The organism is Microvirga sp. (assembly GCF_014699075.1).
Lineage (GTDB): Bacteria > Pseudomonadota > Alphaproteobacteria > Rhizobiales > Beijerinckiaceae > Microvirga.
In genome coordinates this window covers 200,422-221,411 of record NZ_JACXAB010000001.1, presented here as the reverse complement: position 1 = coordinate 221,411, position 20,990 = coordinate 200,422, and the positions used below count along the sequence as shown (strand labels likewise).

22 protein-coding genes are annotated in these 20,990 nt (G+C 64.7%); 19 read left to right on the top strand and 3 right to left on the bottom strand.

The window, feature by feature from the left end; all coding sequences use genetic code 11:
• The first annotated feature begins 192 nt into the window (after nucleotides 1-192).
• The 3 genes from argH (at nucleotide 193) to IC232_RS01170 (ending at nucleotide 2,464) form a co-directional block, all read left to right on the top strand.
• Complete coding sequence (argH, locus tag IC232_RS01180; protein ID WP_246812006.1) at nucleotides 193-1,557, top strand: argininosuccinate lyase; 1,365 nt, start codon at nucleotides 193-195, stop codon at nucleotides 1,555-1,557.
• Between the two features lie 180 nt (nucleotides 1,558-1,737).
• The gene (locus IC232_RS01175) at nucleotides 1,738-2,172 is read left to right on the top strand and encodes an Hsp20 family protein (RefSeq protein WP_190843060.1); all 435 of its coding nucleotides are present in this window, start codon (nucleotides 1,738-1,740) and stop codon (nucleotides 2,170-2,172) included.
• Nucleotides 2,173-2,197: 25 nt separating this feature from the next.
• Nucleotides 2,198-2,464, top strand: a complete 267-nt coding sequence (locus tag IC232_RS01170; RefSeq protein WP_190843059.1) for a DUF1150 family protein — start codon at nucleotides 2,198-2,200, stop codon at nucleotides 2,462-2,464.
• Nucleotides 2,465-2,596: 132 nt separating this feature from the next.
• Here the strand turns inward: IC232_RS01170 and IC232_RS01165 are convergent, their stop codons facing one another.
• A complete protein-coding gene (locus tag IC232_RS01165) occupies nucleotides 2,597-3,352 on the bottom strand; it encodes an alpha/beta hydrolase (protein WP_190843058.1) in 756 nt (251 codons plus the stop codon).
• A 123-nt stretch (nucleotides 3,353-3,475) separates the two neighbouring features.
• On the opposite strand from IC232_RS01165, the gene IC232_RS01160 reads away from it, so the two are divergent.
• From IC232_RS01160 to pheT, 6 genes are all read left to right on the top strand, one after another.
• Nucleotides 3,476-4,690, top strand: a complete 1,215-nt coding sequence (locus IC232_RS01160; RefSeq protein ID WP_190843057.1) for a glycosyltransferase family 4 protein — start codon at nucleotides 3,476-3,478, stop codon at nucleotides 4,688-4,690.
• Between the two features lie 137 nt (nucleotides 4,691-4,827).
• Nucleotides 4,828-5,349: a translation initiation factor IF-3 gene (infC, locus tag IC232_RS01155; RefSeq protein ID WP_246811988.1), complete on the top strand. Its 522-nt coding sequence runs from the start codon at nucleotides 4,828-4,830 to the stop codon at nucleotides 5,347-5,349.
• 279 nt (nucleotides 5,350-5,628) lie between these two features.
• On the top strand, nucleotides 5,629-5,829 hold the full coding sequence (gene rpmI / locus IC232_RS01150; RefSeq protein ID WP_190843055.1) for a 50S ribosomal protein L35: 201 nt from the start codon (nucleotides 5,629-5,631) through the stop codon (nucleotides 5,827-5,829).
• A 41-nt stretch (nucleotides 5,830-5,870) separates the two neighbouring features.
• On the top strand, nucleotides 5,871-6,239 hold the full coding sequence (rplT, locus tag IC232_RS01145) for a 50S ribosomal protein L20 (protein ID WP_190843054.1): 369 nt from the start codon (nucleotides 5,871-5,873) through the stop codon (nucleotides 6,237-6,239).
• A 192-nt stretch (nucleotides 6,240-6,431) separates the two neighbouring features.
• A complete protein-coding gene (gene pheS, locus IC232_RS01140) occupies nucleotides 6,432-7,514 on the top strand; it encodes a phenylalanine--tRNA ligase subunit alpha (RefSeq protein ID WP_190843053.1) in 1,083 nt (360 codons plus the stop codon).
• Between the two features lie 12 nt (nucleotides 7,515-7,526).
• Nucleotides 7,527-9,950 carry a phenylalanine--tRNA ligase subunit beta gene (gene pheT / locus IC232_RS01135; RefSeq protein ID WP_190843052.1) on the top strand — a complete coding sequence of 808 codons (2,424 nt, stop codon included), beginning with the start codon at nucleotides 7,527-7,529 and terminating at the stop codon, nucleotides 9,948-9,950.
• 119 nt (nucleotides 9,951-10,069) lie between these two features.
• Here pheT and IC232_RS01130 read toward each other — a convergent pair whose 3' ends face one another.
• The gene (locus IC232_RS01130) at nucleotides 10,070-10,339 is read right to left on the bottom strand and encodes a GIY-YIG nuclease family protein (RefSeq protein ID WP_312895095.1); all 270 of its coding nucleotides are present in this window, start codon (nucleotides 10,337-10,339) and stop codon (nucleotides 10,070-10,072) included.
• 16 nt (nucleotides 10,340-10,355) lie between these two features.
• Nucleotides 10,356-11,192, bottom strand: coding sequence for a HesA/MoeB/ThiF family protein (locus tag IC232_RS01125; RefSeq protein ID WP_190843051.1), 837 nt, complete (start codon nucleotides 11,190-11,192; stop codon nucleotides 10,356-10,358).
• Between the two features lie 153 nt (nucleotides 11,193-11,345).
• Between IC232_RS01125 and IC232_RS01120 the strand changes: the two genes are divergently transcribed.
• From IC232_RS01120 to IC232_RS01075, 10 genes are all read left to right on the top strand, one after another.
• Nucleotides 11,346-12,350 carry a BMP family protein gene (locus IC232_RS01120; protein WP_190843050.1) on the top strand — a complete coding sequence of 335 codons (1,005 nt, stop codon included), beginning with the start codon at nucleotides 11,346-11,348 and terminating at the stop codon, nucleotides 12,348-12,350.
• A 128-nt stretch (nucleotides 12,351-12,478) separates the two neighbouring features.
• The gene (locus IC232_RS01115) at nucleotides 12,479-14,002 is read left to right on the top strand and encodes an ABC transporter ATP-binding protein (RefSeq protein WP_190843049.1); all 1,524 of its coding nucleotides are present in this window, start codon (nucleotides 12,479-12,481) and stop codon (nucleotides 14,000-14,002) included.
• Nucleotides 14,002-14,430, top strand: a complete 429-nt coding sequence (locus IC232_RS01110) for a VOC family protein (RefSeq protein WP_190843048.1) — start codon at nucleotides 14,002-14,004, stop codon at nucleotides 14,428-14,430. Before IC232_RS01115 ends, IC232_RS01110 begins: the two co-directional genes overlap by 1 nt.
• 3 nt (nucleotides 14,431-14,433) lie before the next feature.
• Nucleotides 14,434-15,537 (top strand): ABC transporter permease, encoded by a 1,104-nt coding sequence (locus IC232_RS01105; RefSeq protein WP_190843047.1) that lies wholly within the window; start codon nucleotides 14,434-14,436, stop codon nucleotides 15,535-15,537.
• A 3-nt stretch (nucleotides 15,538-15,540) separates the two neighbouring features.
• The gene (locus IC232_RS01100; RefSeq protein WP_190843046.1) at nucleotides 15,541-16,446 is read left to right on the top strand and encodes an ABC transporter permease; all 906 of its coding nucleotides are present in this window, start codon (nucleotides 15,541-15,543) and stop codon (nucleotides 16,444-16,446) included.
• A 2-nt stretch (nucleotides 16,447-16,448) separates the two neighbouring features.
• Nucleotides 16,449-16,853, top strand: coding sequence for a cytidine deaminase (locus tag IC232_RS01095; RefSeq protein ID WP_190843045.1), 405 nt, complete (start codon nucleotides 16,449-16,451; stop codon nucleotides 16,851-16,853).
• Between the two features lie 49 nt (nucleotides 16,854-16,902).
• The gene (locus IC232_RS01090) at nucleotides 16,903-17,724 is read left to right on the top strand and encodes a purine-nucleoside phosphorylase (RefSeq protein ID WP_281413320.1); all 822 of its coding nucleotides are present in this window, start codon (nucleotides 16,903-16,905) and stop codon (nucleotides 17,722-17,724) included.
• Nucleotides 17,717-18,478: a deoxyribose-phosphate aldolase gene (gene deoC / locus IC232_RS01085; protein WP_190843044.1), complete on the top strand. Its 762-nt coding sequence runs from the start codon at nucleotides 17,717-17,719 to the stop codon at nucleotides 18,476-18,478. The genes IC232_RS01090 and deoC overlap by 8 nt, the downstream gene beginning before the upstream one ends.
• A gap of 1 nt (nucleotide 18,479) precedes the next feature.
• A complete protein-coding gene (gene deoA, locus IC232_RS01080; RefSeq protein WP_190843043.1) occupies nucleotides 18,480-19,802 on the top strand; it encodes a thymidine phosphorylase in 1,323 nt (440 codons plus the stop codon).
• Nucleotides 19,799-20,740, top strand: a complete 942-nt coding sequence (locus IC232_RS01075) for a 2-hydroxyacid dehydrogenase (RefSeq protein WP_190843042.1) — start codon at nucleotides 19,799-19,801, stop codon at nucleotides 20,738-20,740. Before deoA ends, IC232_RS01075 begins: the two co-directional genes overlap by 4 nt.
• The last annotated feature ends 250 nt before the right edge of the window (nucleotides 20,741-20,990 follow it).

Genomic DNA, 20,990 nt, shown 5'->3' with positions numbered 1-20,990 from the left:
ATGCAAATCACACAGGTTCTGTCGAGTCTACTCACTGGTTACCAACTGGTAAACATGGTGCAGCATGCCCAAAGGTCGGGCAGATGCGGTTCGGGTTGGCTTGCAGGGGAAAACTGTGGCAAAGGCTCCCCGACATTTCTTGATCGGATGAAGCCCGTGTCTGAAGACGCCAAAAAACCCGGTGCCAACACCATGTGGGGCGGACGCTTCTCGTCCTCGCCAAGCGCGCTCATGGAAGCCATCAACGCCTCCATCGGCTTCGACAAGCGACTGGCTTCCCAGGACATCCAGGGCTCCATCGCCCACAGCACCATGCTGGCCAGGCAGGGAATCATCGCCGAGAGCGACCGGGACGCCATCCATCAGGGGCTTCAGCGGGTGCTGGGCGAAATCGAGTCCGGCTCCTTCAGCTTCTCGACAGCCCTCGAAGACATCCACATGAACGTGGAGAGCCGCCTGCGCGAGATCGTCGGCGATCCGGCGGCCCGCCTGCATACGGCCCGCAGCCGCAACGACCAGGTGGCCACCGATGCCCGGCTTTGGGTGCGCGAGGCCCATGACCGAACCGATGAGCAGCTTACCAGCCTGATCAAGGCGCTCCTCGACAAGGCCGAGGCTCATGCCGCCACCGTGATGCCGGGCTTCACCCATCTCCAGAGCGCCCAGCCGGTGACCTTCGGGCACCACCTGATGGCCTATGTGGAGATGTTCGGCCGCGACCGCAGCCGCATCCGCGATTCCCGCAAGCGCCTGAACGAGTGCCCCCTGGGCGCGGGCGCGCTCGCCGGAACCTCCTTCCCTATCGACCGGCACATGACCGCCAAGGCAATGGGCTTCGACGGCCCGACCCGTAATTCGCTCGACACCGTCTCGGACCGGGATAGCCTGCTCGAGTACATGGCCGCCGCCGCCATCTGCGCCGTGCACCTGTCACGCCTTGCGGAAGAGATCATCATCTGGATGTCGGCACCCTTCGGCTTCGTGCGCCTGCCGGACCGCTGGACCACCGGCTCCAGCATGATGCCGCAGAAGCGCAACCCGGATGCCGCCGAACTAGTGCGGGGCAAGACCGGCCGCGTCATCGGTTCCCTGGTCTCCCTGCTCACCGTGATGAAGGGCCTGCCGCTCGCCTATTCCAAGGACATGCAGGAGGACAAGGAGCAGGTCTTCGATGCGGCCGACACCATCGAGATCGTGCTCGCCGCCACCACCGGCATGATCCGGGACCTGGAGCCGGTGCCGGAGCGCATGGCAGCCGTGGCCGGCGCAGGCTTCTCCACGGCGACGGATCTCGCCGACTGGCTCGTGCGCAGCCTCAACATCCCGTTCCGTGACGCTCATCACATCACCGGGCGCATCGTGTCCGAGGCGGAGAGCCGCGGCTGCACCCTGGAGGAGCTGCCGCTCGAGGCCATGCAGGCGGTCGAGCCCAAGATCCACCAGGGTGTCTACGATGTGCTCGGCGTCGAGAACTCCGTCCGCTCCCGGACGAGCTTCGGCGGCACGTCCCCGGTTCGGGTGGCCGAGCAGGTCGCCTGGTGGCGGGAGCGGGTCTAGTCCGCTCCTCAGGCTCTATTGACCGTGAGAACTGGGCGCTGCCAGGGCGACTTGGCCAGGGTCTTGATCGGCCGAAGCGGCGTATCCATATCTCCGACAGCGGCCCGGTTCCGGGCCACTTGAGTGCCGCATCGGCGGGCTCAAAACCAACCGAAGTGCCTCTAACCTTGGGCTTCGAACATGTCGCGTCAGTCGCCCTTCGGGCATCCGTTTATGTTAGGCTTCGATGAGATCGAGCAGGCGCTCGATCGGGTCGCCAAGGCGGCCGGGGACGGTTATCCGCCCTACAACATCGAGCGTCTGGCTCGCACGGAAAGCGCCCCCGAGCGCCTCCGCATCACCCTGGCCGTTGCCGGTTTTACCCGGGATCAGCTGGAGGTGACCCTGGAAGAGAGCCAGCTCGTCATCCGGGGACGCCAGTCCGACGACAAGACAAGGCACTTCCTCCATCGCGGCATTGCCGCCCGTCAGTTCCAGCGCACCTTCCTCCTTGTCGACGGCATGGAGGTCATGGGCGCAGACCTGTCCAACGGGCTGTTGTCGATCGATCTGGTCCGGCCCGAGCCGGAGCGGATCGTCCGCAAGATCGACATCAGCGCTCCGGACAAAGTGTGACGGCATCCGCAACAAGGAGATGTCCATGAACTTCGAGATCAAGAACCATCACGAGCCGGCCTTCGATGTGTCCGAACTCGCCACCCTGGGCCTGGGCCAGATGGCCTATGTGAAGCCGATCGAGTCCGATGAGGTCGCCCGGCTGTTTCCCCAGGCTCCCAAGCTCCAGCCCGGCATGCGGCTGTTCGCGCTCCTGTCCGCCAGCGGCGAGCCCATCCTGCTGACCGACAACCATGACGCTGCGGTTGCCAATGCCTGGGCACATGACCTGACGATGGTGAGCCTGCATTAGAGCATCGGACCCAAAAGTGGACACCACTTTTGGGATCCATCTGATGCTCCAACTTTATTGCTTGGCGCATCGTTTCTGCGGAAAACCGGGGCCACTTTTCCGCACGATGCGCCGAGGCTCAGCACTCTTATCCTAAGCGATCGCAGCAACCGCTGCGATCAGCTGCTCGATGTCCTCCGGCCGTGACAGCCGGTGATCCCCGTCCTTGATCAGCGTCAGCGATACGCTGTCCCCCGGCAGGTGCTCCACCAATTCGAGCGCATGGCTCCAGGGGACATCGGGATCCTCCATGCCTTGCAGGATATGGACCGGGCAGCCGGTCTGGATCGGCCGGTCGAGAAGCAGGTGGCGGCGGCCATCCTCAATCAGGTTCAAGGTGATGGGGTAGGGATCGTCGGAATAGGCGGAAGGGCGGTGATAAACCCCCGTCTCCTGGACGCTCCGCCTCAGATCCTCGGGAAATCGCCCCCACATCAGCCGCTCGGTCATGTCCACCGCCGGGGCGATGAGGACCATGCCCGCTGGTGCGAGGTTCGGCCGCCTGTCCATCAAATAGCGTGCCGCCAGGAGGCTGATCCAGCCCCCCATGGAGGATCCGACAAAGATCGGCCGCTCCCGCACATGGTGCTCGATCACGGCGAGCGCATCCTCGAGCCAGCGGGAAATCGTGCCCTCTTCGAAGGCCCCGCCGGATTCGCCATGGCCGCTGTAATCGAAGCGCACGAAGCCGCGGCCATTCTGCTCAGCCCATTCGTCCAGGGCGGTCGCCTTGGTGGCCCGCATGTCCGACTTGAAGCCGCCGAGCCAGACCACAGGCGGGCCTTTGCCCTCCCGGGTGAGAACGGCAATGGAGCGGGCATCCTGGCCGACCGTGACGCTTTGCGGCATGGTTAACTCATCCTCAACTGCTTTGAAGCAAGCGTCATATAGGATTCTTTCGGACGATTCTGTCGGACGATTTTTGAGAAGGCTCTGACTTCCGTGAGTTTTTCATCGCGACCCGGCGGAGGGATGGCGTTCCCGTCCTCTCACGTGCACCCGCTGGCGGGCCGGACCATTCTTCAGATCGTCCCCGAACTTGAAGCGGGAGGGGCGGAGCGCACCACCGTGGACATCGCCGAGGGGCTGGTCCATGCAGGCGCGCGGGCACTGGTCGCAACCGAGGGCGGCCGGCTGGTGGGCGAGCTCCAGACCAAGGGCGGCATCTGGATTCCCTTTCCGGCGGCATCGAAGAACCCGTTCTCCATGCTGCTCAACGTGCGCAAGCTCGCCCGGATCTGCCACAACGAGCGGGTTGCCCTCGTTCATGCCCGCTCGCGGGCGCCGGCCTGGGTGGGTCTCGGCGCGGCGCGCTCCCTCAACATCCCGTTCGTGACCACCTACCACGGCAGTTACTCCGGCCGCTCGTCGGTGAAGGTCCTCTATAACTCGGTGATGTCCCGCGGCGATGCGGTCATCGCCAATTCACACTATACGGGCGAGTTGATCCGCTCAGTCTATCCGCAAGCCGGCGAGCGCATCCGGGTGCTTCACCGGGGCACGGATTTCACTGTCTTCTCCCCGCATGCGGTGGCGCCGGAGCGGATCGAAGCTCTGCGCAAGGCTTGGGAGGTGGCGCCCCACGAGCGTGTGGTGCTGCTCGCCGCCCGCCTGACCGGCTGGAAAGGCCAGAAGGTGCTGATCGAGGCAGCCGCCAAGCTGCGCGATGCGGGCCTGACGGATGTCGCCTATATCCTCGCCGGCGACCCGCAGGGGAGGGATTCGTATGTGAAGGATCTCGACAGCCTGATCGAGGCGAAGAAGCTGAAAGGCATTGTGCGCCGGGTCGGCCACTGCACCGACATGCCGGCGGCCTTCCTGGCGGCATCCGTCGTCACCGTGCCGTCCACCGAGCCGGAGGCTTTCGGGCGCTCTGCCGTGGAGGCGCAGGCCATGGGCACGCCTGTGGTCGTCTCCGATCTCGGGGCCGTGCCGGAGACGGTTTTGTCCCCGCCGGCCGTGCCGCAGCACGAGCGGACGGGCTGGCGCATTCCCGCCGGCGATGCGGACGCGCTGGCCGAGGCGGTCGGCGCGGCTCTCAGCCTCGGGGCCAGCGCGAGAATCGCCCTGGGCGCCAGGGCTCGTGCCCATGTGGAGCGTCATTTCTCGCTCGAGCGCATGGTTTCCGGCACGCTGGATGTCTATTCCGCCCTTCTTGAGGGCCGTTTTGCCCATAGAACAAGTTGACTTCCCGCGCGTTTGCGCGAAATGTCGAATCATTCGTGGCAAGGCTGAGCATGCACAGCAGGGATCCCCTGGGATCTCCGATCCTCAGTTTAAGCCCTTAACAGGAGATACGAGCCATTCGCAGACCAATGAGAGCCATGCCGGTGCCGCAGAAGGACGGACCGCGCGCCAACCGAGACATTCGCGGTGTTCGCGAAGTGCAGCTGATCGACGATACGGGGCAGAACCGAGGCGTGATGGCCTTCTTCGATGCCCTGAAGGTTGCCGAAGAGGCAGGCCTCGATCTCGTGGAGATCTCGCCGAACGCCACCCCTCCCGTCTGCAAGATCCTCGACTACGGCAAATTCCGCTTCCTGGAGCAGAAGAAGGCCGCCGAGGCGCGCAAGAAGCAGAAGACGGTCGAGGTGAAGGAAATCAAGCTGCGTCCCGGCATCGATGACCATGACTATGGGGTCAAGATGAAGGCGATGAAGGGCTTCTTCGAGGAAGGGAACAAGGTGAAGGTCACCCTGCGCTTCCGCGGTCGCGAGATGGCCCACCAGTCGCTGGGCCTGAAGGTCCTGGACCGGGTCAAGGCCGATGTGGGCGATATCGCCAAGGTCGAGATGGAGCCGAACTTCGAAGGCCGCCAGGTCGTCATGGTTTTGGCGCCGCGCTAGCGCATCGTGCGGACCCAAAGGGCCGCGTCAGGGAAAAGTGGACCCGGTTTTTCCGGTCCACTCGATGCGATGCTCTAAGAGGCTCCTCGTACAGAGAAATTCATGGCCGTCGGGGCACCGGCGGCCATTGCTTTTTGGACGGCCGTCTGTCATAAGGCCGCCTTCATCGAACCGCCCGGCCGTTAGGGCTGCCGTGGCGGTTTGTTTTGCTCAATGCAGCAATGAAAAGGCTGAAGAGCGGTTAAGGCCGCTTCCGAGGCCTGTCCAAAGGAGAGCCAAATGCCCAAGCTGAAGACGAAGTCGGGCGCGAAAAAGCGCTTCAAGATCACTGGCACCGGCAAGGTCGTTTACGCCCAGGCCGGCAAGCGCCACGGGATGATCAAGCGGTCGAACAAGCAGATCCGTAATCTGCGCGGCACCACCACCATGTTCGAAGGCGATGCCTACAACGTGAAGAAGTTCTTCCTGCCCAACGGCTGAGACGGTTCTTCCCACATCCCGGATTTTGAAGGAGTTTTTCAATGGCCCGCGTCAAACGTGGCGTAACATCCCACGCCAAGCACAAGAAGGTTTTCAAGGCAGCCAAGGGCTTCTACGGCCGCCGCAAGAATACCATCCGTATCGCCAAGCAGGCGGTCGAGAAGAGCATGCAGTATGCGACGCGCGACCGTCGCAACAAGAAGCGCACCTTCCGCGCTCTCTGGATCCAGCGCCTCAACGCTGCTGTCCGGATGCATGACATGACCTATTCCCGATTTATCGACGGTCTCGGCAAGGCTGGGATCGAGGTCGATCGCAAGGTCCTGTCCGAGCTGGCCATCCACGAGCCGGCGGCTTTCGCCGCTTATGTGGAGCGCGCCAAGGCCGCCCTGCCGCAGCAGGCTGCCTAAAGCCGGATAGACTAAGCTTTCGGTGCGGCTGGCTTTCAGCCGCACCGCCTTCTCCCCCTTCTCCGAGACCACCCGCGCTGACGGCTCTCACGCTGTCGGTTGCCTTTTCGCGGCTCGGACGACTTGACGGTTCCCGCGCCGCGCCTCACTCAAGGCGCCTCTCATGTGGCGCTTGCATCTGGCCAGGGACCGATGACCGATCTCAACCATCTCGAACGTGACCTGCTCACCCAGGTCGAAGCCGCCGGCGACGAGGCGGCTCTTGAATCCGTGCGCGTGTCCGCGCTCGGCAAGAAGGGCTCCGTCTCAGAACTGCTGAAGACTCTCGGCGCCATGACGCCCGAGGAGCGGAAGGAACGCGGCCCGCTCATCAACGGCCTGCGCGACACCGTGCAGGGAGCTATCGCGGCCAAGAAGGAGACGCTCGCGGAGGCTGCCCTCGAAGCCCGGCTCTCCGCCGAGCGCATCGACGTGACGCTGCCGGTGCCCGAGGCGCCTGAATCCCGCGGCCGCATTCACCCGATCAGCCAGGTGATCGAGGAGCTGACGGCGATCTTCGCCGATATGGGTTTCTCCGTGGCTGAGGGGCCGGATATCGAGACCGACTATCTCAACTTCACGGCGCTGAACTTCCCAGAGGGCCATCCGGCCCGCGAGATGCACGACACCTTCTTCCTCGCCCCCGACGAGAAGGGTGAGCGCAAGGTGCTGCGCACGCACACCTCGCCGGTCCAGATCCGCACGATGACGTCCAAGGCGCCGCCGATCCGGGTGATCATCCCGGGCCGGACCTATCGGCATGATTCCGATCAGACCCACACGCCGATGTTCCATCAGGTGGAAGGCCTCGTCATCGACAAGCAGGCCAACATCGCGCACCTGAAGTGGATCCTGGAGGAGTTCTGCAAGGCCTTCTTCGAGGTCGATCAGGTGAAGATGCGGTTCCGCCCATCCTTCTTCCCCTTCACCGAACCGTCCGCCGAAGTCGACATCCAGTGCTCGCGAAAAGGGGGCGAGATCCGCTTCGGCGAGGGCACGGACTGGCTCGAAATTCTCGGCTGCGGCATGGTCCACCCGAACGTGCTGCGCAATTGCGGGCTCGATCCGGACGAGTACCAGGGCTTTGCGTGGGGCATGGGCATCGACCGCATCGCCATGCTCAAATACGGCATGCCGGACCTGCGCCCGTTCTTCGAGGCCGATGTGCGCTGGCTGAACCACTACGGTTTCCGCCCGCTCGACATCCCGAGCCTCGTCAGCGGCCTGACTTCGTAAAGGAGAGTCACTATGAAATTCACCCTCTCCTGGCTCAAGGACCACCTCGAGACCACGGCCTCCCTCGACGAGATCGTCGAGACGCTCACCCGCATCGGCCTTGAGGTCGAGGGCGTGGAGGACAAGGCGAAGGCGCTGGCGCCCTACAAGGTCGCCTATGTGGTCTCCGCCGTGCAGCACCCCAATGCCGATCGCCTACGCGTGTGCATGGTCGATACGGGCGAAGGGGACCCGATCCAAGTGGTCTGCGGCGCGCCCAACGCCCGCACCGGCATGAAGAGCGTGTTCGCGCCGCCCGGCACATACATTCCGGGCAAGAACATCACGCTCGGCGTCGGCACCATCCGCGGTGTCGAGAGCAAGGGCATGCTGTGCTCCGGGTCCGAGCTTGAGATCTCCGACGATCACGACGGCATCATCGACCTGCCCGAGGATGCGCCGGTGGGTCAGGCCTACGCATCCTACGCCAGGCTCGACGATCCGGTGATCGAGATCAACCTGACGCCGAACCGCCCGGACTGCACCTCGATCCACGGCATCGCCCGCGATCTCGCGGCTGCCGGCCTCGGCACGCTCAAGGGCGACGCCGTCGCGCCCGTTCAGGGCAAGGGCGCCTGCCCGGTCTCCGTGACCCTCGACTTCGCTCCGGGCGACGAGAAGCTCTGCCCGGCCTTCGCCCTGCGCCTCGTGCGCGGCGTGAAGAACGGTCCGTCGCCGGAATGGATGCAGCGCCGCCTGCTCGCCATCGGCCTTCGCCCGATCAATGCGCTGGTGGACATCACCAACTACATCACCTTCGACCGGGGCCGCCCGCTCCACGTCTTCGACCTCAAGAAGGTGAAGGGCAACCTCACCGTTCGTCGGGCGAAGGAGGGCGAGGAGGTGCTGGCTCTCGATGGGCGCACCTACAAGCTCGATTCCGGCAATGTGGTGATTGCGGATGAAAACGGCGTCGAGTCGATTGCCGGCATCATGGGCGGCGAGCATTCGGGCTCGGATGAGACCACCACCGATGTGCTGATCGAATCCGCGCTTTGGGACCCGCTGAACATCGCGCAGTCGGGCCGCAAGCTCGGCATCATCACCGATGCGCGCTACCGCTTCGAGCGCGGCGTCGATCCGGCCTTCACGGTGCCCGGTCTCGATCTCGCCACGCAGATGGTGATCGACCTGTGCGGCGGCGAGGCGAGCGAGTCTGTTGTTGCAGGTCGGGTTCCGCAGGACCAGCGCGTGATCGAGTTCCCTTGGAGCGAGGTTCCGCGCCTGTCGGGTCTCGACGTGCAGCCCTCCGAGTCCGAGCAGATCCTGAAGAAGCTCGGCTTCCAGGTGCAGGGCTCGGGCGAGCGCGTGAGCGTCACGGCTCCGTCCTGGCGCCCGGACATTGAAGGCAAGGCCGATCTGGTCGAGGAGGTCATCCGCATTGCCGGCGTCGACCGCATCGAACCCAAGCCCTTGCCGCGCCTGGAGGACGTGGTGGCCAAGCCCATCCTGACGTTGATCCAGAAGCGCACGCGGCTCGCCCGCCGCTCGCTGGCCGTGCGCGGGCTGGTGGAGGCCGTCACCTGGTCCTTCATCGCCAAGGATGAGGCGGAATTGTTCGGCGGTGGCGATGCGCGCCTGAAGCTTGCCAACCCAATCGCGGCCGAACTCTCCGACATGCGCCCGAGCCTGTTGCCCGGCCTTCTGAAGGCAGCGCAGCGCAATGCGGATCGCGGGCTCGGGGATGTGGCCCTGTTCGAGGTCGGCCAGACCTTCGCGTCCGACGAGCCGGAAGGCCAGTCCACCAAGGCCGCTGCCGTGCGTCGCGGCACGGCGCGGGCGGAAGGCGTGGGCCGTCACTGGGACGGCGGTGCTCAGTCGGTGGATGCTTTCGACGCCAAGGCCGATGTGCTGGCCCTGCTCGCGACGCTCGGCATCCCGTCCGGCGGTCTCCAGATCGTGGCCGGCGGCCCGGCCTGGTTCCACCCGGGCCGTTCGGGCACCCTGCAGTTCGGGCCCAAGAACGTGGTCGGAGCCTTCGGCGAGGTTCACCCGAAGGTGCTCAAAGCCCTCGACCTGAAAGGGCCGCTGGTGGCCTTCGAGCTCAATCTGGACGCGCTGCCGCCGCCCAAGGCGAAGCCCACCAAGATGAAGCCGAAGCTGAACCTGCCGGACTTCCAGCCGCTCACGCGCGACTTCGCCTTCGTGGTCGGCCGCGACGTGGCGGCAGGCGACATCGTGAAGGCAGCGCAAGGCGCCGAGCGCCAGCTGATCGTGGGCGTCGACGTGTTCGACATCTACGAGGGCACCGGCATCGACCCGGACAAGAAGTCCGTGGCCATCGCCGTCACCCTCCAGCCCACGGAGAAGACGCTCACCGACGTGGAGATCGAGGCGGTGTCCGCCAAGATCGTCGGCGAGGTGTCGAAGAAGACCGGCGCGGTGCTGCGCTCGTAACCACAAGCGTCATCCCGGACGCGGCATAGCCGCGATCCGGGATCGTAAGACGAGTAAGGCACCCTATTCTGCAGACGATCCCGGGTTCCGCTACGCGGCCCCGGGATGACGGCCTGGGTTTAGGGGACAAACTCTTCCGCCAAGTCCCGCCATTCCGGATTGTCACGCTCAATCAACTGGACCTTCCAGGCCCGCCGCCATTTCTTAAGTTGCTTCTCACGGGCAATGGCGGCTTCCGGGTTCTCGAAAACTTCGAAATATACCAGCTGATCCACGTTGTAGCGCGCCGTAAACCCTGGAATGGCATGGGTTTTGTGCTCGAAAACCCGCTTATGCAGATCGCTCGTGACGCCGATGTAAAGAGGCCCGTCCTTCCGAGTGGCTAGGATGTAGACTTAGAAAACCTCAGCCATCTGCCAACTTCCCGGACGATCCCGGATCTCCGCTTTGCTCCGTCCGGGATGGCGATTGTCGAGACCCACTCAACACATTCCCTTCATCCCACCCGTAGCGCACCGTGTCGAACCGCATCGCGCGCGCGTCCACCATGAGCAGCCGCCCCACGAGGCTCTCGCCGAATCCCACGATCTCCCGGATCACCTCCATGGCCATCAGGCTGCCCATGACCCCGGCGAGCGCCCCGAGCACGCCTGCTTCCGCGCAGGCTGGGATTGCGCCCGGCGGAGGCGGGGAGGGGAAGAGGCAGCGATAGGTGGGGTTGGGCTTGCCGTCCGGGCCGGTCTCATGCGCCCGGATCGTGGTGAGCGAGGCGTCGAACTGTCCAAGCGCCGCCGTCACCAAGGGCTTTCTCTCGAAGAAGCAGGCATCCGAGATCGCATAGCGCGTCTCGAAGTTGTCCGAGCCGTCCGCGACGATATTGTAGCGGCGGACCAGGTCCCGTGCATTCTCAGGCGTCAAGCGGAGGGCATGGGTCTCGACCGTCACATGCGGATTGAGCCGCCTGATCGCATCCGTGGCGCTCTCCACCTTGGGGCGTCCGACATCCGGAGTTCCATGGATCACCTGCCGCTGCAGGTTCGAGAGGCTGACTGCATCGTCATCCACAATGCCGATCGCGCCGATCCCGGCCGCCGCGAGATACTGGATCAGGGGAGCACCCAGGCCGCCGGCGCCGATCACGAGGACGCGAGCGGCTTTCAGCTTCTGTTGCCCCGGCCCGCCCACGTCCCGGAGGACGAGGTGGCGGGCATAGCGGTCGATTTCGTCTGGACTCAGTGACATGGCATGACCTTACGGGAACGGGGCAGGCTATCAACCATTCCGTGAAGGAAATAACATGCCGCCTTGACAGAGGCCTTGGCGTCGTGACCCTTGCCGTGCCATCGTCATGGGGCAACCGGCTAAAAAGCCGGCGTCTAACAGGGAACTAAGCCGATGACAGTCAAGAAGTTCGGCCTCGCGCTCGCGGGCCTCGCCTTTTCCGCCTCCTTTGCCTTCGCTCAGGCTCCGGCCTTCAAGCCCGCGATCGTCTATGATCTCGGCGGCAAATTCGACAAGTCCTTCAACGAGGGCGTCCATACCGGCGCCGAGAAGTACAAGAAGGACACGGGCACCGATTACCGCGATTTCGAGCCGCAGAACGACGCCCAGCGCGAGCAGGCCCTGCGCCGCTTCGCCCGCGACGGCTTCTCGCCGATCCTGGCCGTGGGCTTTTCCCAGGAGACCGCGCTGAAGAAGGTCGCCGAGGAGTTCCCGAAGACCCAGTTCGCCATCATCGACGCAGTGATCGAGAAGCCGAACGTGCAGTCCGTCGTGTTCAAGGAGCATGAGGGCTCGTTCCTGGTCGGCCTCCTGGCGGCCCAGGCCTCGAAGACCAACAAGGTCGGTTTCGTGGGCGGGATGGACATTCCGCTCATCCGCAAGTTCGCCTGCGGCTATGTCCAGGGCGTGAAGCACGCCAAGAAGGACGCCGAGGTCTTCCAGAACATGACCGGCACCACCGGCGCGGCCTGGAACGATCCGGTGAAGGGCGGCGAGCTCGCCAAGAGCCAGATCGATCGCGGCGCCGACGTGATCTATCATGCGGCCGGCGGAACGGGCGTGGGCGTGATGCGCGCCGCCGCTGATGCGGGCAAGCTCGGCATCGGCGTCGACTCGAACCAGAACGGGATGCATCCGGGCAAGGTGCTGACCTCCATGGTCAAGCGCGTGGATGTGGCCACCTACAATGCCTTCGATCAGGCCAAGAAGGGCACCTTCAAGGCCGGCGTCTCGGTGCTCGGCCTCAAGGAAGACGGCGTGGCCTGGGCCCTCGACGACAACAACAAGTCGCTCGTGACCGCCGAGATGAAGGCTGCTGCCGACAAGGCTGCCGCCGACATCAAGTCCGGCGCCATCAAGGTCCATGACTACATGTCGGACTCCAAGTGCCCGATGTAATCTGACGCACCCTTCCGGCCGCAGGCATTCTCAAAGAGGGCCTGCGGCCGTTTCCGTTTTTAGATCGTTACGTTTTCCGATAAGATCCCGGTCGCTTTTTCCTTTGCCGGACAACCACCTTGAGGCCGATGTCCCCCGCCATTGAACTCATTGCCATCAACAAAAGCTTCGGCGCCGTTCACGCCAACAAGGACGTGAACCTCTCCGTCGCGCGCGGCACCATCCACGGCATCGTCGGTGAGAACGGCGCAGGCAAGTCGACGCTCATGTCGATCCTGTACGGCTTCTACGAGGCCGATTCCGGCGAGATCCGGGTCAACGGCAAGCCCATCGCCATCCGCTCCCCCGACGACGCGATCCAGGCCGGCATCGGCATGGTGCACCAGCATTTCATGCTGGTGGAGCCCCTGAGCGTGGTCGAGAACGTGATGCTCGGCGCCGAAGGCGGCGCCATGCTGCGGGTGGGCGAAGCCAAGGTGCGCGCCGAACTGGCCAGGCTGGCAAAAGATTACGGCCTCGAGATCGATGTGGACGCCACGGTGGGCGATCTCTCTGTCGGCCTGCAGCAGCGCGTCGAGATTTTGAAGGCCCTCTATCGCGGCGCTGACATTCTGATTTTGGACGAGCCCACCGCCGTGCTCACGCCGCCCGAGGCCGATGCGCTGTTCGGCCTGCTGCGCTCCCTGAAGGAGCAGGGCAAGACCGTCATCCTCATCACTCACAAGCTGCGCGAGATCATGGCGATCACGGATCGCGTCTCGGTCATGCGGCGCGGCGAAATGGTGGCCACCGTCGAGACCGCCGACACCTCGCCACCGGAACTGGCTGAGCTGATGGTGGGACGGCGCGTGCTCCTGCGCGTCGAGAAGGCCGAGAAGACGCCCGGCGCGCCATTGCTCGAGGTCGACAATCTCTCCGTCGTCGATGGCCGCGGCGTGCTGCGCGTGGCCTCTGCCTCCTTCACCGTCCGCGCCGGCGAGATCGTCGGTATCGCGGGCGTGGCTGGCAACGGCCAGAGCGAGTTGCTGGAGGCGATTGCCGGCATGCGCCAGCCGGTGCTGGGCTCGATCCGCCTTGAAGGACAGGCGATCCATTCGAGCGAGCACAACCCGCACCGCATGCGCCAGCTCGGCCTGCTGCACGTGCCGGAGGATCGGCTGCGCACCGGGCTTGTGCCTGCATTTCCGGCCTTCGAGAGCGCCATTCTCGGCTTCAGCCATGAGCCGCATCTCGGCCGTGGACCCATCCTCGATCACGACCGCCTCGTTGCGGATCTTGCGAAGAAGATGGAGCAGTACGATGTGCGCCCGCCCGCGCCACGGCTGAAGTCATCGAAGTTCTCCGGCGGCAACCAGCAGAAGATCGTGCTGGCGCGTGAGATCGAGCGCAACCCGAAGGTGCTGCTCGTGGGACAGCCGACCCGCGGCGTCGACATCGGCGCCATCGAGTTCATCCATCGCCGGCTGATCGCCCTGCGTGATGCGGGCGTTGCGATCCTCCTCGTGTCGGTGGAACTGGACGAGATCATGAATCTCTCCGACCGCATCCTCACCATGTGCGGCGGCAAGATCACGGGTGAGCGCAAGGCTTCCGAGACGAACGAACAGGATCTCGGCCTGCTCATGGCCGGCGTCGTAGACGAGGCCGCGTGATGCAGCCGCGTCTGACCCTTGTCACCCTTGGCGTCGCGGATCTCGCAAAGTCCCGCGCTTTCTACGAGGCTTGGGGCTGGAAGGCGTCCTCCGCCAGCCAGCCCAGCGTCGCGTTCTATCAGGCAAACGGCCTGGCGCTTGCTCTCTTCGGTCGTGCCGACCTCGCCCAGGATGCCGGCGTCGAGGACAAGCCCACCGGCTTTGCGGCCATCACGCTCGCCTACAATGCCCGCTCCAAGGAGGAAGCCGACGAGGTTTATGCGCTGGCCGTGAAGGCGGGTGCGCAACCGGTCAAGCCGCTGCAGGATGTTTTCTGGGGCGGCTACTCGGGCTATTTCGCCGATCCTGACGGACATCTCTGGGAAGTCGCCTGGAACCCATCCTTTCCTCTCGATGAGCAGGGCCACATGTTCCTGCCGGATGCTTAAGACGTGAGTGCTCCTCTCGACCTGCCCAGATGGGCCGATACGGTTCTCGTGCCCGCCATCTCCGTGGTGGCGGCGTTTCTTGTCGCCGGCCTCGTGGTGCTCGCCATCGGCGAGAACCCGCTGACCGCCACGCGCTGGCTGCTCCAGGGCAGCCTCGGCACCGGGGAGGGGCTCGGCTTCACCCTGTTCTACATGACCGACTTCATCTTCGTCGGGCTCGCCGTGGCGGTTGCCTATCATGCCGGCCTGTTCAACATCGGCGGCGAGGGACAGGCGACGCTGGCGGGCCTCGGCATCGCGCTCGTGCTCAACAACCTCACCTTCCTGCCGGGCTTTCTGCTCATCCCGCTCGGCATCCTGGGGGCTGCGGCCTTCGGCGCTCTTTGGGCTGCCATTCCAGGCTATCTGCAGGCCAAACGCGGCAGCCACATCGTGATCACGACGATCATGTTCAACTGGCTCGCCAGCGTGCTGATCGTCTACCTGCTGGTGAACGTGCTGCGCGAGCCGCAATCCATGAATCCGGAAACGCGCGCTTTTCCTGAGCAGTCGTACATCCCGTTCATGCACGACGTCTTTGCCGCCGTCGGCATCGAGATCCCGAACTCGCAGCTCAATCTCACGCTGGTGCTGGCGTTGGCTGCCGCCTATTTCATCTGGCTCCTGATCTACCGCTCGCGCCTCGGCTATGCCATTCGCGTCGTCGGATCGAACCCGAGCGCCGCGGTCTACGCGGGCATTTCACCAGCGCGCATCATCATCATCGCCATGGTGATCTCCGGCGCGCTGGCGGGCGGGCTCGCGGTCAACGAGCTCATGGGCTACCAGCACCGCCTGCTGCTCGAGTTTACCTCGGGCTACGGCTTCGTCGGCATCGCGGTGGCGCTCATGGGGCGTGCGCATCCGGTGGGCATCATCCTGGCCTCGCTGCTGTTCGGCATCCTTTATCAGGGCGGCGCGGAGCTCGCTTTCGAGCAGCCGGCCATAACCCGCGACATGGTGGTGGTGATCGGCGGCATCATCATCCTGTTCGCAGGCGCATTGGACGGATTGTTCCGGCGTCTCGTGGCGCATCTGTTTGCGCGTCAGAAACTGGCGAGGGCTTGAGTTATGGATCTCGGCCTTCTCGTCACGATCTTCGACTCGGCGCTGCGGCTCTCGATCCCGCTGCTCGCCGCCTGCCTTGCGGGTCTCTGGTCCGAACGCTCCGGCGTGGTGGATATCGGCCTTGAGGGCAAGATGCTGGTGGCGGCCTTTGCCGGCGCGGCGGGCGCGTATGTGTTCGGCTCCGCCTGGGCCGGCCTGTTGCTTGGCATCGGAGCCTCCGTGGCCATCGGGCTCGTTCACGGCTTCGCGTCCATCAGCCAGCGCGGCAACCAGATCGTCTCCGGCGTCGCCATCAACATGCTGGCCGCGGGCCTCACGGCGATCGTGGGCAATGCCTGGTACGGGCAGGGCGGGCGCACGCCGCCGCTGGAGGGCGATCAGCGCTTCGGCAGCGTGCTCTTCGGCCATTCGGCTCTCGTATATATCGTCCTCCTCGCCGTGCCGGTGACATGGTTCGTGCTCGGGCGCACGCGCTTCGGCCTGCGCCTGCGGGCTGTCGGCGAGAACCCGGCTGCGGTCGACACCGCGGGCATCTCGGTGACGAAGCTGCGTTACACCGCTGTCATCATCGCGGGCGTGCTGTGCGGATTTGCAGGTGCCTATCTGTCGGTCGGACAGGCGGCAGGCTTCCTGCCCAACATGACGGCGGGCCGCGGCTTCATTGCGCTCGCGGCCTTGATCTTCGCCAAGTGGCGGGCTTGGCCGGCGCTCGGCGCCTGCTTCCTCTTCGGCCTGCTCGATGCCAGCGCCAACCAGCTGCAGGGCCTCTCCTTGCCAGGCATCGGCGAGGTGCCGGTACAGGCCATCCAGGCGATGCCCTATCTCATGACCGTCATCCTGCTCGCCGGCGTGATCGGCAAGGCGATTCCGCCGCGCGCCTCCGGGCTGCCCTATGTGAAGGAGCGCTGAGCATGGCGTCGCTGGATACCCTGTTCGAGGCCGCAAAGGCGATCCAGGCCAAGGCCTATGCGCCTTATTCCCGCTTCAAGGTCGGTGCTGCTATTCTGACGGTGGACGGCCAGATCTTCACCGGCTGCAACGTGGAGAACGCCGCCTACCCGGTGGGCTCCTGTGCGGAGGCCGGCGCCGTTTCAGCCATGATCGCCGGGGGTGGGAGCCGCATCGCGCAGATCGTCGTGATAGGCGAGGGCGAGCATCTCGTCACACCCTGCGGCGGTTGCCGCCAGCGCATCCGCGAGTTCGCCGCGCCCGACACCCCGATTCACATTGCCGGTCCCGAAGGCATCCGCAAGAGCTTCACGCTCGACGAGCTGTTGCCCTTCTCCTTCGGGCCCGACAATCTGACGGATCGGTAGAACGAGCTGATTGCTTTAATGGAAGGAAGGCCTCGGATTAAGGCCTGAGATGACGATGCAGCAGATGATTCAAGAGGCGGCCGCCTTCGTGCGCAGCCACGGCTTCGACGGCCATTTCGATGCAGCCTTCGTGCTCGGCACGGGGCTTGGGCCGCTGGTCGACGAGGTGAGCGATGGGTTAAGCCTTCCTTACGCGGAGATCCCGCACTTCCCGAGAAGCGGCGTCTCAGGCCATGCGGGCAAGCTTGTCGCCGGTACGCTCGAAGGCAAGCGCGTTCTGCTGTTCCAGGGCCGGGCGCATTACTACGAGACGGGCGATGCAGGCGCGATGCGCGTGCCCGTCGCCTTCGTGAAGGAGCTCGGCGTTCCTGTGCTTGTGGCTACCAATGCGGCGGGCTCGGTGCGCGCCGACATCCGGCCCGGAAGCCTCGTGGCGATTAACGATCACCTCAACCTGTCGGGCGCCAATCCGCTGCTGCGCGACCACACTGAAGGCCGCTTCGTCTCGCTCACGGGCGCTTACGATGAGGGTTTGCGCCAGACGCTGCAGCGCGCCGCGCAGAAGACCGGCATCGATGTGCCGGAGGGTGTCTATGCCTGGCTGTCGGGCCCGAGCTTCGAAACGCCGGCCGAGATCAAGATGGTGCAGATTCTCGGCGGCGATCTTGTCGGCATGTCCACCGTGCCGGAGGTGATCCTCGCACGCTATTACGGTTTGAGGGTTGCGGCGATTTCCGTGGTCACCAATCTGGCTGCCGGCATCGAGGGCGCATCGCCCTCGCACCAGGAAACCAAGGATACGGCGGCGGAAGCCTCCGAGAAGTTCAAGCGTCTCGTCCGGTCCTTCATTGCGGAGCTGTCCCATGTCTGATGTGGATATTGCCGTGCGCGCCCTGCGCAGCCTCGATCTCACCGACCTGACAGATACATGCACCGATCAGGCCATCGATGCCCAGTGCAAAAAGGCGATGGATCAGCGTGGGCCGGTGGCGGCCGTGTGCGTGTGGCCGCAATTCGTGAAGCGCGCGCAGGAGAACCTGAAGGGCTCCTCCGTGCGCATCGCCACGGTGGTGAATTTTCCCGCCGGCGGTGAGGATGTGAGCCGCGTTGTGGACGACACGCAGGAGGCGCTCTCCGATGGTGCGCATGAGATCGATCTCGTGCTGCCCTACAATGCCGTGCGACGCGCCGATCTTGTGGCTGCCAAGGAAATGGTGGATGCGGTGCGCGAGCTCGTCGATGGTGATCGCCTGCTGAAGGTGATCCTGGAAACGGGCGAACTCAAGGATCCGAAATTGATCGAAACCGCAAGCCTCATCGCCATCGAGTCCAACGCAGACTTCATCAAGACTTCCACGGGCAAGACACCCGTGTCTGCCACGCCGGAGGCGGCCGAGATCATGCTCAGGGCCATCAAGGCTTCAGCGCGCCCAGTCGGCCTCAAACCGTCCGGCGGCATCCGCACTGTGGACGATGCGAAAATCTATCTCGATCTTGCGGACCGCATCATGGGGCCCGGCTGGGCTACGCCGCGCACCTTCCGCATCGGTGCGAGCAGCGTCTATGACGCGCTGATCGCCGCGATCGAAGGACGCGCCGGCACGACCGCCACCGGAGCCTACTAGCATGAGCCTTCTTCCGCAGGAAATCATCCGCCGCAAGCGCGACGGCGGCACGCTCGATGCAGAGCACATCGAGCAGTTCATCGAAGGAATGACCGCAGGCCGCGTCACCGAGGGCCAGGCGGCCTCCTTCGCCATGGCGATCTTCTTTCGCGGTCTCTCGGTGCCGGAGCGCGTGGCGCTCACCCGCGCCATGATGAATTCGGGCACGGTGCTGACCTGGGACCTGCCGGGGCCGGTGCTCGACAAGCATTCCACCGGCGGCGTCGGCGACACGGTGAGCCTTGCGCTCGGGCCGGCGGTGGCAGCCTGCGGCGGCTACGTGCCGATGATCTCCGGCCGCGGCCTCGGCCACACGGGCGGCACGCTGGACAAGTTCGACTCCATCCCAGGATATGTCACGCAGCCCGATCTCGACACGTTCCGCCGTGTCACGCGCGAGGTGGGCTGCGCCATCATCGGCCAGACGGCGGATCTCGCACCGGCCGACAAGCGCCTCTACGCCATCCGCGACGTGACGGCGACGGTGGAGTCCATCGATCTTATCACCGCGTCGATCCTGTCGAAGAAGCTGTCTGCCGGTCTCCAGGGTCTCGTGATGGACGTGAAGTTCGGCTCCGGTGCGTTCATGGACAATGCCGAGGATGCGCGAAAGCTCGCCGAGAGCCTCGTGCTCGTCGCCAATGGTGCGGGCCTGCCCACGAGCGCGCTGCTGACCGACATGAACGAACCGCTCGCGTCCGCAGCCGGAAACGCGGTCGAGATGGCCTATGCGGTCGATTACCTCACGGGCCGCCGCCGCGAGAAGCGCTTCCACGAGGTGACGGTGGAACTCTCCGCCGAGATGCTTGTGCTCGGCAAGCTAGCTGCCAACATTGATGATGCGCGCGCCAAGATCGAGCATGCGATTGCATCGGGCAAAGCCGCCGAGGTTTTCCAGCGCATGGTGTCCGCCCTCGGCGGCCCCGCCGATTTCCTCGACAATCATGAGAAGCATCTGCAGGCTGCGCCCATCGTTCGCCCTGTTCATGCGGAGCGCCCAGGCATCGTGCAGAGCATTGCCACGCGCGATGTAGGCGTGGCCGTTGTCGCGCTCGGCGGTGGCCGCACGCGTCCGCAGGATCCCATCGACCACGCGGTCGGGATCACGGAGCTTGCTGCCATCGGCGACAGGCTCGATGCGTCCCGCCCGCTCGCCATCGTGCATGCACGCAGCGAGGATGCAGCCGAAGCGGCGGCTCGCGCCGTGCGCGCCGCTTATATGATCGGTGACGCAAGTGCCGCTTCAGGCCCGAGTATTCTTGATCGCATCGGAGCGACTGCATGAGCCTTCTCGTCGCCGTCACCTGGCAAACGCAGCCCTGGGTCGAGCGCTTCAAGCGGCTCCTGCCCGACCGCGACATCGTGGTGCTCGGCGAGGATTTCGACCGGAGCGCCGTCCGCTATGTGGCCACCTGGGGTCCGAAGCCGGGAAGTCTCTCCGGGTTGCCCAATCTCGAAGCGCTCTTCTCGCTCGGTGCCGGCGTCGATCACCTGATGAGCTATCCCGACCTGCCGGATGTGCCCATCGTGCGCGTGGCGCAGGACGATCTCACCCATCGTATGAGCGAATACATGGTGCTGCACTGCCTCATGTACCTGCGCGACCAGCGCCGCTTCGATGAGGACCAGAAAGCGAAACGCTGGAAGCCGGATCGCGCTCCGCCGATTGCCGGCGAGGTGCGCGTCGGCATCATGGGCTTCGGCGTGCTGGGGCAGGACTCCGCCCGTAAGCTCAGAATGATGGGCTTTGATGTAGCCGGCTGGAGCCGCACGCCAAAGGTTGTGGAAGGCTTCCAGGTCTATGCCGGCGAGGAGGGTCTGACGCCGTTCCTGAACCGCACGGACATCCTGATCGCGCTCATGCCGCTCACGCCGGATACGCAGGGCATGCTCAACCGCTCCCTGTTCGAGAAGCTCGCGCGCGACGGCAAACTCGGCGGGCCGACCCTGATCAATGCGGGACGCGGCAAGCTGCAGGTGGAGACAGACATCCTGGCCTGCCTCGATGACGGCACGTTGAGAGCCGCGACTCTCGACGTGTTCGAGACCGAGCCTCTGCCGGAAGATTCACCGCTCTGGACACACCCGCACGTCACCGTCACACCGCACAATTCGGCGACCAGCGAGCCGGAGGCGACAGCGCGCTATATTGCGCAGCAGATCCGCCGTTATGAGGCGGGCGAGCCGTTCGAGGCTGTGGTGGATAAAAGTCGAGGGTACTGAGACGCAGTTCAGTTTCTCTGTCATCCCGGATGCCGGAGGCGATCCGGGATCGTGTGCAGGATGTGGCGCCGATCTCCCTCTCCCTGAGGGAGAGGGTTGGGGTGAGGGGTTACAGCCTCATCCGGAGAGGACACTAAACCCTCACCCGGACCTCCGGTCCGACCTCTCCCTCAAGGAGAGGTAAACCAGCGCCACACTCGTCCAACGATTCTGGATTTGCCTTGCACTCCGTCTAGGATGACGATCAAAA